The sequence below is a fragment of the Actinoallomurus oryzae genome (genome assembly GCF_039541955.1).
Classification (GTDB): domain Bacteria; phylum Actinomycetota; class Actinomycetes; order Streptosporangiales; family Streptosporangiaceae; genus Actinoallomurus; species Actinoallomurus oryzae.
In genome coordinates this window covers 720,461-736,878 of record NZ_BAABHF010000019.1, presented here as the reverse complement: position 1 = coordinate 736,878, position 16,418 = coordinate 720,461, and the positions used below count along the sequence as shown (strand labels likewise).

At 72.1% G+C, this 16,418-nt stretch carries 18 protein-coding genes; 16 read left to right on the top strand and 2 right to left on the bottom strand.

What is annotated here, in order from left to right; translation table 11 throughout:
- The first annotated feature begins 1 nt into the window (after position 1).
- Positions 2–598 carry a hypothetical protein gene (locus tag ABEA10_RS17500; RefSeq protein WP_345464851.1) on the top strand — a complete coding sequence of 199 codons (597 nt, stop codon included), beginning with the start codon at positions 2–4 and terminating at the stop codon, positions 596–598.
- Between the two features lie 18 nt (positions 599–616).
- On the opposite strand, the gene ABEA10_RS17495 is transcribed toward ABEA10_RS17500, so the two are convergent.
- Positions 617–1,411, bottom strand: a complete 795-nt coding sequence (locus ABEA10_RS17495; protein WP_345464849.1) for a class I SAM-dependent methyltransferase — start codon at positions 1,409–1,411, stop codon at positions 617–619.
- 213 nt (positions 1,412–1,624) lie between these two features.
- Here ABEA10_RS17495 and ABEA10_RS17490 point away from each other — a divergent pair, with 213 nt between their 5' ends.
- The 15 genes from ABEA10_RS17490 (at position 1,625) to ABEA10_RS17420 (ending at position 15,563) form a co-directional block, all read left to right on the top strand.
- On the top strand, positions 1,625–2,605 hold the full coding sequence (locus tag ABEA10_RS17490) for a sugar ABC transporter substrate-binding protein (protein WP_345464847.1): 981 nt from the start codon (positions 1,625–1,627) through the stop codon (positions 2,603–2,605).
- Between the two features lie 151 nt (positions 2,606–2,756).
- The gene (locus tag ABEA10_RS17485) at positions 2,757–3,800 is read left to right on the top strand and encodes an ABC transporter permease (protein ID WP_345464845.1); all 1,044 of its coding nucleotides are present in this window, start codon (positions 2,757–2,759) and stop codon (positions 3,798–3,800) included.
- 79 nt (positions 3,801–3,879) lie between these two features.
- Positions 3,880–4,761 (top strand): ATP-binding cassette domain-containing protein, encoded by an 882-nt coding sequence (locus ABEA10_RS17480; protein ID WP_345464843.1) that lies wholly within the window; start codon positions 3,880–3,882, stop codon positions 4,759–4,761.
- Between the two features lie 100 nt (positions 4,762–4,861).
- Complete coding sequence (locus ABEA10_RS17475; protein WP_345464841.1) at positions 4,862–5,665, top strand: IclR family transcriptional regulator; 804 nt, start codon at positions 4,862–4,864, stop codon at positions 5,663–5,665.
- 18 nt (positions 5,666–5,683) lie between these two features.
- The gene (locus ABEA10_RS17470) at positions 5,684–6,697 is read left to right on the top strand and encodes an ABC transporter substrate-binding protein (RefSeq protein WP_345464839.1); all 1,014 of its coding nucleotides are present in this window, start codon (positions 5,684–5,686) and stop codon (positions 6,695–6,697) included.
- Positions 6,697–7,554 (top strand): ABC transporter permease, encoded by an 858-nt coding sequence (locus ABEA10_RS17465; protein WP_345464837.1) that lies wholly within the window; start codon positions 6,697–6,699, stop codon positions 7,552–7,554. Before ABEA10_RS17470 ends, ABEA10_RS17465 begins: the two co-directional genes overlap by 1 nt.
- A gap of 5 nt (positions 7,555–7,559) precedes the next feature.
- The gene (locus ABEA10_RS17460) at positions 7,560–8,303 is read left to right on the top strand and encodes an ABC transporter ATP-binding protein (protein WP_345464835.1); all 744 of its coding nucleotides are present in this window, start codon (positions 7,560–7,562) and stop codon (positions 8,301–8,303) included.
- A gap of 2 nt (positions 8,304–8,305) precedes the next feature.
- Positions 8,306–9,064 (top strand): alpha/beta fold hydrolase, encoded by a 759-nt coding sequence (locus tag ABEA10_RS17455; RefSeq protein ID WP_345464833.1) that lies wholly within the window; start codon positions 8,306–8,308, stop codon positions 9,062–9,064.
- Position 9,065: 1 nt separating this feature from the next.
- Entirely contained in the window at positions 9,066–9,560 is a 495-nt protein-coding gene (locus ABEA10_RS17450) for a (2Fe-2S)-binding protein (protein ID WP_345464831.1), read from the top strand.
- Positions 9,553–11,952 carry a xanthine dehydrogenase family protein molybdopterin-binding subunit gene (locus ABEA10_RS17445; RefSeq protein ID WP_345464829.1) on the top strand — a complete coding sequence of 800 codons (2,400 nt, stop codon included), beginning with the start codon at positions 9,553–9,555 and terminating at the stop codon, positions 11,950–11,952. Before ABEA10_RS17450 ends, ABEA10_RS17445 begins: the two co-directional genes overlap by 8 nt.
- Positions 11,949–12,932 carry an amidohydrolase family protein gene (locus ABEA10_RS17440; RefSeq protein ID WP_345464827.1) on the top strand — a complete coding sequence of 328 codons (984 nt, stop codon included), beginning with the start codon at positions 11,949–11,951 and terminating at the stop codon, positions 12,930–12,932. Before ABEA10_RS17445 ends, ABEA10_RS17440 begins: the two co-directional genes overlap by 4 nt.
- Positions 12,929–13,804 (top strand): FAD binding domain-containing protein, encoded by an 876-nt coding sequence (locus tag ABEA10_RS17435; protein ID WP_345464825.1) that lies wholly within the window; start codon positions 12,929–12,931, stop codon positions 13,802–13,804. The genes ABEA10_RS17440 and ABEA10_RS17435 overlap by 4 nt, the downstream gene beginning before the upstream one ends.
- A gap of 1 nt (position 13,805) precedes the next feature.
- Entirely contained in the window at positions 13,806–14,150 is a 345-nt protein-coding gene (locus ABEA10_RS17430; RefSeq protein ID WP_329239211.1) for an NIPSNAP family protein, read from the top strand.
- Positions 14,147–14,761, top strand: a complete 615-nt coding sequence (locus tag ABEA10_RS17425) for an SRPBCC family protein (RefSeq protein ID WP_345464819.1) — start codon at positions 14,147–14,149, stop codon at positions 14,759–14,761. The genes ABEA10_RS17430 and ABEA10_RS17425 overlap by 4 nt, the downstream gene beginning before the upstream one ends.
- A 217-nt stretch (positions 14,762–14,978) precedes the next feature.
- Positions 14,979–15,563 (top strand): dihydrofolate reductase family protein, encoded by a 585-nt coding sequence (locus ABEA10_RS17420; protein WP_345464817.1) that lies wholly within the window; start codon positions 14,979–14,981, stop codon positions 15,561–15,563.
- Positions 15,564–15,578: 15 nt separating this feature from the next.
- On the opposite strand, the gene ABEA10_RS17415 is transcribed toward ABEA10_RS17420, so the two are convergent.
- Positions 15,579–16,238: a hypothetical protein gene (locus tag ABEA10_RS17415; protein WP_345464815.1), complete on the bottom strand. Its 660-nt coding sequence runs from the start codon at positions 16,236–16,238 to the stop codon at positions 15,579–15,581.
- Positions 16,239–16,418: the final 180 nt, after the last annotated feature.

Genomic DNA, 16,418 nt, shown 5'->3' with positions numbered 1-16,418 from the left:
CATGGATCCTGAACAGTCCCGTCGGGACGGCGTCCACCGGGGCGTGGACGCCGCCCCGGCGCGCGCCGTCCGCCGCAGGCGGCCCCGCTTACCGCGGAACCGGACGCTCGTCATCGCGCTGTGCCTGACCGTGGCGGCCGGGTTCGTCGTCACGATCGGCGTGCTCGGACACTCCGGCGCCGCGGGCTGTCCCCGGACCCCGCTGCCGGAGGGACGGGTGAGAGAGCAGAGCCGATATCGCGCGGCCGACGCGAAGCAGCTCATTCCCGGAACCCCGCGGAGCCTCGTCATCTGTCGCTACAGGGGCTCGGAGAGCACCGGATGGAACCTGAGGCTGCGGTCGGGCCTCTCGGTCGATCACCGCGGCATCGCTCGTGTGGTGCAGGGGGTGAGAGTCCCGTTGAAACCCGGCGATCACGGGTGCCCCCTGCTGGCGACCATGCGGCACACCTCGCTGATCGCCGGATACACCGACGCTCCCGACCTGGTGGCCTCGATCAGCGACGGCTGCGGAACCCTCGGCAACGGAACCCTGCGGGGCTACTTCGCCTCAGGCGCCGCGAGGTCGGCGCTCTTCGCGTCGCTGCCCCACGGCTGAGGCGTTCCGGGTCCGGCGTCACGCCCGCCGTCCGACGGTCAGGCGGCCGACGAACGTGGCGGTGAGCGTCGGCCGGCCGAGCGACTCCAGCCGGTGCCGTACGCGGGCGAGGAACTCGGCGCGCCGCGCCTCGCCGAGCGCCTGGACGCCGGACTGGGTCGCCAGGTTGGTGAGGTGGTCATCGGCGCTGTAGCGGACCTGGAAGGGGTAGCGCAGGCTCGCCGTCTCCTCGAAGAGACCCCGCGCCTCGGGCGGGAAGTGCCACGGACCGATCCGTTCCGGCGGCGGCGGAGGGCTGCCCTCGAACTCCACGGCCCGGTAGTCCTCCTGCACCTCCGTCCAGAAGGGTTCGGCGTCTGCCGGCCGGGCCCACCGGCATTCGGCCACGGCCATGGCGCCCCCGGGGCGCAGCAGCGCGTGCGGCTTGGCGTAACGGAGCGCCGGGTCGATCCAGTGCAGGGAGTTCACGGCCACCACCGCCTCGATCGGCGCGTCGTCCGGCGGCCGCCAGTCCTCGAACAAGCAGGTCACCACCTCGGCGGTGGGGAATCCGGCCAGCCGACGGCGGGCGACGACGGCCAGCTCACCGCCCGGCTCGACGGCGGTGACGGCCAGGCCGCGCCGGGCGAGCGGCACGGTCGCCTGCCCCGTACCGCAGCCGATCTCGACCACCCGGTCGCCCGCCTCGAGCCCGGCGCGGTCGATCAGGTCGTCGAACAGCCGGGGCGGGCATACCGGCCTCGTGCGCTGGTAGTCCTCTGCCGCGCGGTCGAAACCGGCGCGCAGGTCGTGACGCCTCGCGTCATCCTCCATGGCCCATCGCCTCCAGCGGAATTATCTCGTTAGATCCGATCAGTCCCTCGTAACCGAACAGAGACGGTCTGCGCTGGTCCGGCGCCCGGCGGAGCCGGTACCCTCACGCCAGCCGCGGCTGGACCGTACCCCCCGGGGCGTCGCACCCTCGGCGCACGCCCCACGCGGTCGGTGCCGCGGTCGATGCGTGCCCCCGAGAGGAGACCGAGAGTCATGAAGCGGACGTTGATCGCCGCGGCCCTGGCCGGGCTGCTGGCGCTGAGCGCGTGCAGCAGTTCGGGTGGGAAGAAGGCCGACGAACAGGCGACCAAGGCACTGAGCGGCAGCGGCGGTCCCCGGCTCAAGATCGCCATGGTCACGCACTCGGCTCAGGGCGACGCGTTCTGGGACATCGTGCAGAAGGGGGCGCAGTCGGCGTCCGCCAAGGACAACGTGCAGTTCCTGTACGCCGCGGACCCGGACGGCGGCAAGCAGGCGCAGCTCGTGCAGTCCTACATCGACCAGCACGTCGACGGCATCATCGTCACGCTGGCCAAGCCGGACGCGCTCAAGGACGTCGTCGCCAAGGCCGTCGCGGCCAAGATCCCGGTCGTGACGATCAACTCCGGCGCGGAGGAGTCCGCCAAGTTCGGCGCGCTGGCCCACTTCGGCCAGGACGAGAGCATCGCCGGTCAGGCGGCCGGTGAGCAGCTCAACAAGGCCGGGATCAAGAAGGCCGTCTGCCTGATCCACGAGCAGGGCAACGTCGGCCTCGAGGCCCGCTGCGCCGGCGCGAAGAAGACCTTCTCCGGCCAGATGCAGAACCTCTTCGTGCAGGGCGCGAACATGCCGCAGGTGAAGTCGGCGGTGACCGCCAAGCTCCAGGCCGACAAGGGCATCGACGGCATCCTGGCCCTGAACGCCCAGATCGCGCTGACCGCCGTCGACGCCGCCAAGGGCGCCGGGAGCAAGGCCAAGGTCGCCACGTTCGACATGAACAAGGACCTGGTGTCGGCGATCAAGGACGGCCGCATCCAGTTCGCCGTCGACCAGCAGCCGTACCTGCAGGGCTACGAGGCCGTCGACGAGCTGTGGCTGTACAAGCGCAACGGCGACATCCTCGGCGGCGGCCAGCCGGTGCTCACCGGGCCGGCGATCGTCGACAAGTCCAACGCGGACGCCGTCGCACCGTACGCGGACCGAGGCACCCGATAAGGAGACCGCGTACACATGACCGAGCGAAGCGAGGGAATCGAAGGCGCGGCCCTGTGGTCACATCCTCCGACGAAGGAGGAATCATGACCGAGCGAAGCGAGGGAATCGAAGGCGCGCCCCTGTGGTCACTCCCTCCGACGAAGGAGGATTCATGACCATCGCACCGCCCGCGCCCGCCGTGGACGAGCGCCTCGCGGCACGCTCGTCGTTCCGCAAGCTGCTGGGGCGGCCGGAGATCGGCTCCCTCATCGGCGCCATCGTCTTGTTCGTCTTCTTCTCCCTGGTCGCCGACGCGTTCCTGCGCGCCTCGTCGTTCTCGACCGTGCTGTACTCCAGCGCGTCGATGGGCATCATGGCCGTGTCGGTGTCGCTGCTGATGATCGGCGGGGAGTTCGACCTGTCCGCGGGGGTGATGGTCACCTCCTCCGCGCTGATCGCGTCGATGTTCAGCTACGAGCTCACGCTGAACGTCTGGGTGGGCGTGGCGGTCTCCCTCGTGGTGACCCTGGCGCTCGGCTTCCTCAACGGCCTGCTGTACGTCAAGACCGGGTTGCCGAGCTTCATCGTGACGCTCGGCACCTTCTTCATGCTGGCCGGCCTCAACCTGGGCTTCACCAAGCTGATCACGCACAACGTCGCGACGCCGTCGATCGAGGACATGGACGGGTTCACTCAGGCCCGCGACGTGTTCGCCCGCGACTTCACGATCGGCGGCGTCCACGTGAACATCAGCGTGCTGTGGTGGATCGTGTTCGTGGCCATCGCGACGTGGCTGCTGCTGCGCACCCGCTCGGGCAACTGGATCTTCGCGGTCGGCGGGTCGGCCGCCAGCGCCCGCGCGGTCGGCGTGCCGGTCACCCGGACGAAGATCGCCCTGTTCATGGGCGTGTCCTTCACGGCGTGGTTCTACGGGATGCACATCCTGTTCAACTTCAAGTCCGTGCAGTCCGGCGAGGGCGTCGGCAACGAGTTCTTCTACATCATCTGCGCGGTGGTCGGCGGCTGCCTGCTGACCGGCGGGTACGGCTCGGCGATCGGCGCGGCCATCGGGGCCTTCATCTGGGGCATGACGAGCAACGGCATCGTGTACGCCGAGTGGAACCCGGACTGGTTCAAGTTCTTCCTCGGCGCGATGCTGCTCGCCGCCACCGTGGTCAACCTGGTCGTACGTCGCCGGGCGGAGGCAGGGAAATGAGCGAGCACACCGCAGCGAGCGGAGCGGCCGGTCGAGGTACGAGGCCGTCCGTGGAGCGAGTGAGGTGGGTGAGCGAATCATGAGCACGAGCGAGGACGCCGCAGCGAGCGAGGACGTCGCGGTGGGCGCGGGTACGCCGCTGGTCGAGCTGGAGGCCGTCGGTAAGCGGTACGGCAACATCATCGCGCTGCGCGACATCGACCTGGAGGTGAGCGCGAGCGAGATCACCTGCGTGCTCGGCGACAACGGCGCGGGCAAGTCCACGCTGATCAAGATCGTCGCCGGCCTGCACCGGCACGACGAGGGCGTGTTCCGGGTCGAGGGCGAGCGGGTTTCGTTCGGCTCGCCCCGCGAGGCGCTCGAACGCGGCATCGCGACGGTCTACCAGGACCTGGCCGTCGTGCCGCTCATGCCGGTGTGGCGCAACTTCTTCCTCGGCTCGGAGAAGCGCACCGGCGTCGGTCCGTTCAAGCGGCTCGACATCTCGTTCATGCGGTCGACGGCCAAGCGGGAACTCCTCGACATGGGGATCGACCTGCGCGACGTCGACCAGCCGATCGGCACGCTGTCGGGCGGCGAGCGCCAGTGCGTCGCGATCGCCCGCGCGGTGTACTTCGGCGCGAAGGTGCTGATCCTGGACGAGCCGACCGCCGCGCTCGGCGTCAAGCAGGCGGGCGTCGTGCTCCGCTACATCGCCCAGGCGCGCGAACGCGGTCTCGGCGTCATCTTCATCTCTCACAACCCCCACCACGCGTATCCGGTGGGAGACCGGTTTTTGCTGCTCAAGCGTGGTCGTACCCTCGGATACCACACCAAAGAGGACATCACCCTCGCCGAGCTGACCGCGGAGATGGCGGGCGGCGCGGAGCTGGAGGAGCTCGCGCACGAGCTGGAGAGCGCGGGCGTCGAGGGCGCACCAGAGCTGCGCGAGGACGCCCGCGACCTCGGCTTGTCCGACTGACCGATCCATCCACCCGCCCTGTCCGGTTCGTGCCGGGCAGGGCGGTTTTGTGTTGTTACACCCATTGACATTGGACCTGCGTTCCAACTACAAGTTACTTATGGAACAAGGGTTCAACTCCATGGGCAGCGCTCAGCTCGAACGCTCGCTCGACATCCTTGAGCTGCTCGTACGCTCCGGAGGTCCGCGGCGGCTCGCCGAGATCGTCGACGAGGTCGGCGGGCCGAAGGCCACGATCCACCGTCTGCTGTCCACGCTCCAGGCGCGGGGCTACGTCACCCAGGAGCCGCGGACGTCCCTCTACTCGGCCGGCGTCCGCTGCTTCGAGCTCGGCAGCATGTGGGTGCAGAACCTCGACATGCGCGCCGTCGCCGCTCCCCTCCTCGCGCAGCTGAACGAGGAGACCGGGGAGACGATCCACCTCGCGGTCTACGACCACGGTGACGTGGTCTACATCGAGAAGCTGGAGAGCCGCCAGCCGGTCGTGGCCAAGTCCTACGTGGGCCGCCGCTGCCCGGCCACGTGCGTGGCCACCGGCCGGGCGCTGCTCGCCTTCGAGCCCGCCGAGGAGATCGAACGCGTCCTGACCGGCCCCCTGCCGGCCTACACCGCCGACTCGGTGACCGATCCGGCCGCGCTCGCCGATCTCCTGGCGGCCGTCCGCGACGAGGGACACGCGGTCAACCACGGCAGCTACCGCGAAGGGGTCGGCGGTGTCGCCGCGCCGATCCGCGACCACACCGGGAGGGTCGTGGCCTCGGTCGGCATCTGCCTGCCCGAGCAGCGCTTCGGCTCCGACCGCTTCCCCGAGCTCCGCGACCGTACGGTCGCCACGGCCGTCGCCGTCTCACGGGCGCTGGGCGGCCCGGCGTCGCTGGTCACCGCCGCCCGGCATGACGCCTGAGACCCCCGAGGAGCCGTGATGATCCCCCCGCGGAACCCGTCCGTGACCCGCCGGACCCTGCTCGGCGGCGGCCTGTCGGCGATGGCGCTCGCCGCGGCCGGCTGCGGCTCGGCCGAGGGCCTGACCGTCGCCTCGGACGGCCGGGCCTCGATCCGGATCCTGGCGTTCCGTGCTCCCTCGCTCGGCGCCTTCCTCCCGGCCGTGATCAAGAGCCAGGGCATCGACGTCGCGCACAACCTGCGTGTCTCCTACGCCTACGCCACCCCGGACAACTACAACACCGAGTTCGCCTCCGGGCACTACGAGGTCGGCGCCAGCGCCGCGCTGCTGTCGGAGGCGCTGCGCACCGAACGCGGCGTCGCCGTGAGCTACCTGTTCAACCTGTTCGACTACTTCACCGCGGTCGTCACCTCCGACCCCGCCATCCGCGGCCTGGGGGACCTGCGCGGCCACAGCCTCGCCGCGGCGACCGGCACGACGAACCACGCGATGTTCGAGTGGTTCGCCCGCCAGGCCGGGCTCGACCTGTACAAGGTCGAGCTGCTCAACCAGACCACCGCCGGCCTGTCGACCATGGCACTCATGGGACGGGCCGACGCCACCGAGATCTGGGAGCCCGCCTACTCCTCGCTGCGGCACGCCAAACCCGGCATCCGCACCCTGGACCTGGGCCTGCCCAACTGGCAGCGGGCGTTCGGCACCGACCAGATGCCCTACCTCGGCCTGGCCGCCCACTCGGCGTGGGCGCGGTCCCACCCGGACGCCGTCGCCACCCTCTACAAGATCTACTCCGACGCCGCCACCTTCACCCGGCGCGAGCCGGCGAAGGCCGCCAAGGCCATCGCCGCCGCGATCCCCAAGGGCAAGCCCGCCACGATCCAGGCGCTCATCGAGGACAACGCACGCCTGCGCCTCAACGTACGGCCCGCCGCCCAGCTCACCGCCGGCATCGGCGCCGTGTTCGACGCCGGACGCCAGACCGGTTACCTGACCAAGAATCCACCTGCCGGAATCGTCTACCGGGGGCTCTGATGGCCACCTCAACCGTCACGCCGCCGCCCCAGGCGGCCTCCACCACCGACTCCCGACCCGCCCGGCGCCGGTTCCGCGACCCGAGCATGCCGATCCTGATCGTCGTTCTGCTCGCGGTGTGGGCGATCGTGTCGCGCTTCACGCCCGAGTACGACGTGCCGAGCATCTCCAGCGTCGCCCGCGAGCTCGGCGACATCCTCACCTCCGGCGACTCGCTGCGCAGCCTCTTCACGACGCTGCTGCGCGTGTTCGCCGGGCTGGCCGCGTCCTTCGTCGTCGGGCTGGCACTCGGCCTTCTCATGGGCGGCCGTCGGTTCGCCGCCCGCTACCTGCTGCCGCCGGTCCGCTTCGTCCAGGGCATCCCGTCCCTGTCCTGGGTGATCATCGCGGTGATCTGGTTCGCCAACGTGGAGTTCCGGATCTGGTTCGTGATGTTCGTCGTCACGCTGCCGGGGTTCGTGCTGCAGACGTACGACTCCTATCGGGCGGTGCCCGCCGAGCTGCGCGACATGGCGCGGTCCTTCCGGCCGGGCCGGTGGGCGCTGTTCCGCGAGCTCACCCTGCCGGCCATCACGCCGGGGATCTTCACCGCGTGGAAGGTCAACCTCGGGCTCGGCATCCGGATGGTGCTGGTCGCCGAGCTGGTCGGCGCGACCGTCGGGGTGGGCGCGCAGCTCCTGACCGCGCAGCAGCTGTTCGACATGGCGTCGGTGGTCTCGTGGACCCTGTTGCTCGCCGTCTGCATGCTGATCGTCCAGGGAGTCGTCGAACTCGTCGAGACGTGGGCGCTGCGCTACCGGCCGTCCGCCGCCGGCCACACCCGTGCGTCCGTCACCACCCCGTCACAGAAGGGCTGATCGCCATGCCCGTCATCGAGTTCACCGGCGTCGAGAAGGCCTTCGTCGACCACCGCGCGGTGCACGACCTGACCTTCGGCATCGAAGAGGGCGAGCTGGTCAGCGTCGTCGGTGTCACCGGCTGCGGCAAGTCGACCACGTTCAACCTGATCCTCGGCCTGTTCCCGCCCAGCGAGGGCACGGTACGCGTCGCGGGGCACGACCCGTACGCGGAGTTCGACTGGTTCCGCCGCCGTGTGGCGGTGGTGTTCCAGGACGCGCGCCTGCTGCCGTGGCGTACCGCCCTGCAGAACGTCTGTATCGGGATGCGGTTCGCCGGGATCCCCAAGGACCAGTGGCAGGACCGCGCACGCGACTGGCTGGCGCGCCTCGGCCTCGCCGGGCGGGAGAACGCCTATCCGCACCAGCTCTCCGGCGGGCAGCGGCAACGCGTCTCGCTGGCGCGCGCCTTCTCCGTCGACCCCGAGATCATCCTGTGCGACGAGTCGTTCTCCGCGCTCGACGAGATCACCGCACAGGGGCTGCGGCGGGAGTTCGTCGACCTGGTACGCGAAGGCGGCAAGACCGGCGTCGTCATCACGCACTCGCTCGCCGAGGCGCTGACGCTCGGCAGCCGCATCCTCGTGCTGCGCCCACCCGGACACCTCGCCGACGACATCGCCGTGCCCTCCGACCCGGACCCGGCCGCGCTGGAGGCGCTGCGCGCGCGGGTGCTGGCCGGCATGACCCCCGAAGGCGGCGCGGAGTGACGGTGCTGAACCACGTGAGCGCCGGGCCCGACGGCGACACGGCCGTGGTGTTCCTGCACAGCCTCGGCACCGACCACCGGATGTGGCGCGACCAGGCCGAGGCGCTGGGGACCCGGCACCGGGTGGTCCTGCCGGACAGCCGCGGGCACGGCGGCTCCGCCTGGACCGGCCCGCCGGCCGTCGGCGACTGGGTGGCCGACCTGGACGGCGTTCTGGACGCCGCCGGCGTACGGCGGGCCGTGCTCGTCGGGCTCTCCCTCGGCGGCATCCAGGCCATCGCGTACGCCGCCGCGCACCCCGGCCGGGTGTCCGCGCTCGTCGTCGCCGACAGCTTCGCCGCCCTCGACCCGGAGGTCGCCACGGCCAAGGCCGAGGGGCTGGCCGGGCAGGCGCTGTCGGAGGGCACCGCCGCGCTCGCCGACACCTACGTCGCGGACACCTTCACGGTCTCGCCGCTGCCGCCGGGAGCCGAGGTGGTGCGGTCCGCCATCGCCGGCATGGACGCCGAGGCGTACGCGGCGACCGCACGCGCCTGCTTCGGCGCCCGGGTGGAGGACCGGCTCGGCGCGGTCCGGGCACCCACGCTGGTGCTGTGGGGCGACCGGGACCGCAAGACGCCGCGCGCGCTGTCCGAGCGGATCGCCGCCGGCATCGAGGGCGCCGAGCTCGCCGAGGTGCCCGGCGCGGGCCACCTGTCCAACCTGGAGAACCCCGCGGAGTTCACGCGCCTGGTGGCCTGCTTCGCCGACGGAAGGAGCTGACGTGGGCAGCCGACATGAGATCTCCCTGGTCGTCAACGGCGAGGAGCGCCGCGGCACGGCGCCCGCGCGGACGAGCCTCGCCGACTTCCTGCGCGACACCCTGGGCCTGACCGGCACACATCTGGGCTGTGAGCAGGGCGTCTGCGGCGCCTGCACGGTGCTGCTCGACGGCGCGCCGGTCCGCTCCTGCATCGTGCTGGCGGTCCAGGCCGAGGAGCGCGAGGTCACCACGATCGAGGGCGTCGGCGGGCCGGACGCCCTGAGCCCGGTGCAGGAGGCGTTCTGCGAGACCCACGCCCTGCAGTGCGGCTACTGCACCTCCGGCATGGTGCTGGCCGCGCAGGCGCTGCTGGACGCCGACCCCGACCCCTCCCGCGAGGCGATCGACGAGGCGCTCGGCGGCAACATCTGCCGCTGCACCGGCTACGTACAGATCCGCGCGGCGGTCGAACGCGCCGCGCGGACGCTCGCGGAGGAGGCCGTGCCGCATGAGTGAGTCCTACCGTTGGGTGTCCCGGCCGGGGAACATCCGTGAGGACCGGCGTTTCGTCACGGGCCGGGGACGCTACGTCGCCGACATCACGCCGCCGGGCACCCTTCACGTCGGCCTGGTCACCAGCCCGTACGCGCACGCCCGCATCACCGGCGTCGACGCGTCGGAGGCCCTCGCGCTGGACGGCGTAGTCGCCGTGCTGACCGGCGCCGAGCTGGCCAAGGACACCGATCCACTGCGCCAGTACCTCGCGGTTCCGGAGGTCCAGTGGCGGCCGCTCGCCGTCGAGGAGACCCGGTACGCCGGGGAGTGGGTGGCCGCCGTGGTCGCCGAGTCCCGGGCGGTCGCCGAGGACGGGGCCGAGCTCGTCTCCGTCGACTACGAGCCGCTGGAGGCGGTGCTCGACCCCGAGGTCGCGGCGGCCCCCGACGCGCCGCTCGTCCACCCGGCCCACGGCACGAACGTCATGGCGCACCGGGAGTTCCGGTGGGGCGAGGTGGACGCGGCGTTCGAACAGGCCGCTGGCACGTCCCGCGTCCGGTGCCGCTGGAACCGCAACTCCACGGTGCCGATCGAGACCTTCGGCGTGGTCGCCTCCTGGGACCGGACGCGCGACCTGCTCGACGTCTGGGCCTCCATCCAGATGCCGCAGTTCCCCGACCAGCTCGCGCACGCCCTGCGCATCCCCACGAACCAGGTGCGCGTGCACTTCGACGTCGACGTCGGCGGCAGCTACGGCGTCAAGCGCGGCATCAAGCACGGCGTGCTCACCGGCTACCTGTCGCGGATGCTCGGCGTGCCGGTGAAGCTCATCGAGGACCGCACCGAGAACATGCACGGCGGCGACTTCCACGGTCCCGACCGGATCTTCGACGTCGAGCTCGCCTACACCGCCGACGGCGTCTTCACCGGCATCCGCATCGACGTGATCGACGACGAGGGCGCCTACCCCGGCCGGTCGCCGCTCCAGCTCGCCAAGCCGATCGGCGCCATCGTCGGCCCGTACCGGATCGGCGGCGTCGCCTACAACGCCACCGCCGTCGTGACGAACAAGACCGGGCAGGTGGCGGTGCGCGGGTTCGGCCAGTCGCCGACGAACTACGCGATCGAGGCCGCGGTGGACGCGGCAGCGCGTGACCTGGGCGTCGACCGCCTGGAGCTGCGGCGCCGCAACTTCATCCAGCCGGAGGAGTTCCCGTACCGGATTCCCAGCGGCACCGAGTACGACTCCGGGGACTATCCGGCCGTGCTCGACAAGGCGGAGGCGCTCGCCGACCTGGCCGCGCTGGAGGCCCGCCGCGACGAGATCCGCGCCTCCGGGCGCCTGGCCGGCATCGGCGTCGCGACGTGCCTGGAGCCCGGCGGCGGCAACGCCATCTTCGAGAACGTCATGAACCCGTCCAATGACAAGACGACCTTCCCGGAGGGCTGCCGGCTCCGCGTCGACGCCGACGGCCAGGTCACCGCGGTCATCGGTATTTCCTCCGCCGGCCAGAGCCACGACACGATGGTCTCCACCCTCGTGGGGGAGGAGCTGGGCCGCGACCCGCGGACGATCGCGGTGATCCGGGCCGACTCGCTCACCGGGATGCCCTCCCAGAGTCCGGTGGGCAGCCGGATGACGATCGTCCTCGGGCAGGCGATCCGCGGCGCCGCCGACGAGCTGAAGGCCAAGGTCGCCGCGATCGGCGCGCACAACCTCGGCGTGTCGCCCGATGAGGTCGGGTACGACGGCGGCGAGGTGTTCGTCCGTACGGACCCGGACCGGCGGCTCGGCTGGCGGGAGATCGCCGTGATCGCCCACCGGAAACAGCACCGGATGCCGCCGGGGATCCAGCCCGGCCTGGAGGTCGTCCACGTGGCGCACACGCCGCGGTCCGGCACCCTCGCCGCTCCGGACGGCACCGTGCAGCTCTACCCCTGCTACTCGTTCGAGGCCCACCTGGTGCTCGCGGTGATCGACCCGGGCACCGGCCGGGTCGAACTCGACCGCTACTTCATCGCGCACGACTGCGGCACCGTGATCAACCCGGACGTCGTACGCGGGATGGTGTACGGCGGCACCGCGCACGGAATCGGGGTCGCGCTGTACGAGCAGTTCGCCTTCAGCCCGGACGGACAGCCGCTCACCACGTCCTTCATGGACTACCTGCTGCCCAGCGCCCACGAGGTCCCCGACATCGCCGACGCCGAGCACTGCACCCCGTCGCCGTTCACCAGCCTGGGGCAGAAGGGCGCCGGGGAGGCCGGCTACATGGGCGCTCCCGCCGCCGTGGCCGGCGCTGTCAACGACGCGCTCGCCGCGCGCGGCGCACCACCGATCCACGCACTGCCCATCAAGCCGAGCGACGTCTGGTCGGCGCTGCGGGCGACCGAAGAACAAGGAGAGAAATGACCGATATGCCGGTGACCGATATCCACGCACACCTCGTGCCCCGCAGGCTGCTGGAGGATCTGGCCGCGGGCCGCGTGCGGTTCCCGCATGTCGAGGTGCGCCCGCACGAGGCCACGCACGTCGTCAGCTTCGCCGGCGGAACGCCCACCCGTCCGATCGCACCCGGCCTCGTCGACCTGGAGCGGCGCCGGAACTGGCTCACCGAGCAGGGTGTCGGCCGCCAGGTCGTCGGCGGCTGGCTCGACATCTTCGGCTACGACCTGCCCGCCGACGAGGGCGCCGACTGGTCCACCTGCCTGACCGAGGCGATCGGCGAGGTGGCCGGCGCCGACGACCGGCTCGTCGGGCTCGGCACGGTGCCGCTGCAGGACCCCGGACGCGCGGCCGAGGCGCTCGCGGCCTGCCGCGCCGCCGGCCTGCCCGGCGTCATGATCGCCACCCGGGCGGGCGGGCGTGAACTCGACGACCCGGCCTTCACCCCGTTCTGGGAGGCCGCCGACGCGACCGGCGCGGTCGTCCTGCTGCATCCGGGCTTCGGCGGCGCCAGCGCGCGGTACCAGGACTTCGGGCTGGTCAACGGGCTGGCCCGCCTGGAGGACAGCACCGTGACGCTCGCGCGGCTGCTGTACGCGGGCGTCCCGGCGCGGCACCCGGGTGCGCGGATCGTCGTCGCGCACGGCGGCGCCGCCCTGCCGTACGTTCTCGGCCGGCTGGTCCGCAACCACCTCATCAACCCGGAAGGCACCGCCGACCCGCTGGAGTCGTTCGGCCGGCTGTACTTCGACAGCGTCGTGTTCGACCCGGCCGCGCTGGAGTTCCTCGTCGGCAAGGTCGGTGCCGAGCGCGTCCTGCTCGGCTCGGACTACCCCTTCCCGATCGGCGACCTCACGCCGCGCCAGGTGGTCGACCGGGCGGAGCTGAAGGACGGCGATCGGTCCGAGATCCTGGGCGGCGCCGTCGCGCGGCTCCTGTCGTCATGAAGCCGGTCGACTTCACGCTGCACCGCCCGGCCACGACGGACGAGGCGGTCGCGCTGCTCGCCGAGCACTCCGCGGACGTCAAGGTGCTGGCGGGCGGCCAGAGCCTGCTGCCGTTGCTGAACTTCCGGCTCGCCCGCCCGGAGCACCTGGTCGACCTCGGGCGGATCGCGGCACTGGCCGAGCTGCGGCGTACGCGCGACGAACTGGTGGTCGGCGCCATGGTCGTCCAGGCGCGGGCCGAGGCGTCCCCGGCCGTCGCGGCGCACGCCCCGCTGCTCGCCGCGGCGTTCCCCAACATCGCCCATCCGCCGATCCGCAACCGGGGCACCGTCGGCGGCAGCCTCGCGCACGCGGACCCGGCCGCCGAGCTGCCGGCCGTCGCCCGGGCGCTCGACGCGGTGTTCGTCGCCGCCGGGCCGCGCGGGCGACGCGAGATCGCGGCCCGGGACTTCTTCCGCACCCACCTCACCACCGACCTGGAGGCGGACGAGCTGCTCGTGGCGGTCCGCTTCCCACGTGCCGCCCCGCGCACCGGCGCCGCATTCGAGGAGGTGGGGCGCAGGCGCGGCGACTTCGCGCTGGTCGGCGTGGCCGCGCAGGTCACCCTGGACGATGGCCTGCTCGCCGACGTACGGGTCTGCCTGACCGGCGTGGCGCCGACGCCGTACCGCGCCACCGAAGCGGAGGAGCTGCTCCGCGGGCGCCCGCCGGAGCCCGCCGAGCTGGCCCGCGCCGCCGACGCGGTCCGCGACACCGTCACGCCGAGCGACGACCTGCACGCGACCGCCGGTTACCGAAGGGACGTGGCCGGCACCCTGCTGACCCGCGCCATCAGCGCCGCCTGCCGCCGTGCCGTACCCGAGGAGAACTGAATTGATCTACGAACTACGTGAGTACGTGGCCGTGCCCGGCCGCGCCGACGCGCTGCACGCGCGCTTCGCGGACCACACGCTCGGCCTGTTCGCCCGGCACGGGATGCGGGTCGCCGGATTCTGGACCGACCGTGCGGACCGCGACCGCGTCGTCTACCTGCTGGCCTTCCCGGACGCCGACGCCCAGCGCGCGGCGTGGGCCGCGTTCCAGGCCGACCCCGACTGGCAGCGGGTGAAGGCGGAGAGCGAGGCGGACGGAAAGATCGTCGCGGAGATGCACAGCCGCACGCTGGACCGCGCGCCGTACTGGCCGCACGAGACCGTGAGCTCGGAGGGCGGGCGATGAGACTCGAGAACACCTTCCGCGTACCGCTGCCGGTCGAGCGGACCTGGGAGCTGCTGACCGACCTGCCCCGGATCGCGCCCTGCCTGCCGGGTGCGCACCTGGACGACGTCGTCGACGGCGAGTACCGGGGTGGCCTGTCCACCAAGATCGGCCCGATCACGGCCCGCTACCGGGGGACCGCCCGCTTCGTCGAGCGCGACGACGTCGGCCACCGCGGCGTCATCGAGGCGCGGGGCCGCGAGGAGCGCGGCGCCGGCACCGCCGCCGCCACGGTGACCGCGACGCTGCATCCGGACGGCGACGGTACCCGCGTCGAGGTCGCCACCGAACTCTCGATCAGCGGCCGGGCCGCCCAGTTCGGCCGCAGCCTGTTCAGCGAGGTCAGCGCCGCGCTGATGGCCCAGTTCGCGAGCCGGCTTGAGGCGATGGCACGGGAGGGGACGACGGCCGCGCCCGCGCCGGTCGCCGACGGGCCGGGGGAGAGCCTCGACCTCGCCGCGACGGTGGTCGTCCCCGTGCTGCGCCGCGCCGCGGTCCCCGCCGTCACCGCCGTGCTCGCCGGCCTGGCCGGCCTCGTCGTCGGCCGCTGGAGCGCCCACCGGCACGCGTGAGCCCGTGTGCCCGCGCCGTGGCGGTCGCGACCACGCCGCGGGCGTCCGGGCTCTCCGGCCCCCAGTGACCGGCCGGTGCGCGTCACGTACCGGACAGGGCGGCGACCGCACCGTCGACGGCGAGATCTCGTGGCGGTGTCGAATTCGCCGGCGGTCGTTCGTGTACAGGGTGATGGGGCCGCGCAGGGCGGCCCGCGGCACGAAGGGGCCAGGTGCGATGCGTTCGATCACCGCCACGATGTTCGTCACCCTCGACGGAGTGGTGCAGGGACTCGGCCGCCCGGATGAGGACACCAGCGGCGGCTTCGCCCACGGGGGCTGGGGCCCGCGGTACAACGACGACGTGATGGGCCGCGAGCTGGCCAAGGGCATGGCCAAGCCCGGCGACATGCTGTTCGGGCGCTCGACCTGGCAGGACTTCACCACCGCGTGGGGACGCGCGACCGACGGCAACCCGTTCACCGCGCACATGAACGCGGCCACGAAGTACGTCGTGTCGAGAACGCTCGAGAACGCCGACGCCTGGCAGAACTCGATCCTGCTGCGCGGCGAGGCCGTCGAGACGGTGGCCGAGCTGAAGGCCCGGCCGGGCGGCGACCTGTCGATCAACGGCAGCGCCTCGCTGGTCCGGAGCCTGCACGCCGCCGGCCTGATCGATCGCTACACGCTGCTGATCCACCCGCTGACCCTGGGAGGTGGCAAGCGGCTGTTCGACGGCTCCGCCCCGCCGGCCGAGTTCGCGCTGACCGGCAGCGTCACGACCACCAAGGGCGTGATCATCGCGCACTACACCCGCCGGTGAGCGCCGGGCGGCACGTCAGTGTGGCCGCGGCGTGGCGGTCGCCACCACCCCGCCGGCGTCCGGGCCATTCGACTCCAGGGACGGGTCGCGGTTGTCCGGTACCCGGCCGGTCAGCTGGACGACCGCGAGCCAGTGGGCGTGCCGTGGCGGGTCGGGCACGTCCCAGCGCTCGACCCGCCACGAGCCGTCGGACTCGAGCCGGGCGGGCGGTGACACGAGCCAGTGCTCCTGGTACACCACCGGCGGCGACGGATGGCGACCCGTCGGTGAGGAGAGCACCGGCACCGGCTCGGTGGCGCGCACCGGCGCGGTCTGGGCGACGACGTACACGGCGAAATCGCCGGACCCGACGCCGCGTACGGTCCCGGCGAACGTGAACGACCTTCCGTGCGGAGGAAGCTCGTCCTCGGTCCAGGACGTGATGGCGAGTACGGGCGCGGCGGAGGTCGCCGGCCGGGGCGTCTCGCCGGGTGCGGACGGCCCGGAGTCATCGCCGTGGGGCACGATCCCGATCAGCGCCGCCACGATCGTCGCGATCGCCCCGATCACCGCGACGAGCAGCGTCTGCGCCTTGTCCGGCTGCCATCGGCGGCGCTTGTTCGTCCCGCCCGGTAAGGCCGCGTTCGTGGATGTCTCGTGCTCCGGTCGCGGCCCGGAACCCTGCCCGTGCGCCATCGCGGCTCCTTCACGAGGATCCCGCCATCAGCATGACGGATCGGTGAGGGGCGCGCCACCGTACGTCAGGGCCCGGCCGGTCGCCGGCGGGTCATCATGGGGAAGATCTTGACGTAGCGCTCGTTCATGCGCAGTATCCCGCAGTAGTGCGCAAGAATGAGCAGTCCGGCGGGGAGCACG

Bases quoted from the DNA above. Each gene is read 5' to 3' on its own strand.
- ABEA10_RS17500 (WP_345464851.1), top strand. From the start codon at position 2: ATGGATCCTGAACAGTCCCGTCGGGACGGCGTCCACCGGGGCGTGGAC.
- ABEA10_RS17495 (WP_345464849.1), bottom strand. From the start codon at position 1,411: ATGGAGGATGACGCGAGGCGTCACGACCTGCGCGCCGGTTTCGACCGC.
- ABEA10_RS17490 (WP_345464847.1), top strand. From the start codon at position 1,625: ATGAAGCGGACGTTGATCGCCGCGGCCCTGGCCGGGCTGCTGGCGCTG.
- ABEA10_RS17485 (WP_345464845.1), top strand. From the start codon at position 2,757: ATGACCATCGCACCGCCCGCGCCCGCCGTGGACGAGCGCCTCGCGGCA.
- ABEA10_RS17480 (WP_345464843.1), top strand. From the start codon at position 3,880: ATGAGCACGAGCGAGGACGCCGCAGCGAGCGAGGACGTCGCGGTGGGC.
- ABEA10_RS17475 (WP_345464841.1), top strand. From the start codon at position 4,862: ATGGAACAAGGGTTCAACTCCATGGGCAGCGCTCAGCTCGAACGCTCG.
- ABEA10_RS17470 (WP_345464839.1), top strand. From the start codon at position 5,684: ATGATCCCCCCGCGGAACCCGTCCGTGACCCGCCGGACCCTGCTCGGC.
- ABEA10_RS17465 (WP_345464837.1), top strand. From the start codon at position 6,697: ATGGCCACCTCAACCGTCACGCCGCCGCCCCAGGCGGCCTCCACCACC.
- ABEA10_RS17460 (WP_345464835.1), top strand. From the start codon at position 7,560: ATGCCCGTCATCGAGTTCACCGGCGTCGAGAAGGCCTTCGTCGACCAC.
- ABEA10_RS17445 (WP_345464829.1), top strand. From the start codon at position 9,553: ATGAGTGAGTCCTACCGTTGGGTGTCCCGGCCGGGGAACATCCGTGAG.
- ABEA10_RS17440 (WP_345464827.1), top strand. From the start codon at position 11,949: ATGACCGATATGCCGGTGACCGATATCCACGCACACCTCGTGCCCCGC.
- ABEA10_RS17435 (WP_345464825.1), top strand. From the start codon at position 12,929: ATGAAGCCGGTCGACTTCACGCTGCACCGCCCGGCCACGACGGACGAG.
- ABEA10_RS17425 (WP_345464819.1), top strand. From the start codon at position 14,147: ATGAGACTCGAGAACACCTTCCGCGTACCGCTGCCGGTCGAGCGGACC.
- ABEA10_RS17420 (WP_345464817.1), top strand. From the start codon at position 14,979: ATGCGTTCGATCACCGCCACGATGTTCGTCACCCTCGACGGAGTGGTG.
- ABEA10_RS17415 (WP_345464815.1), bottom strand. From the start codon at position 16,238: ATGGCGCACGGGCAGGGTTCCGGGCCGCGACCGGAGCACGAGACATCC.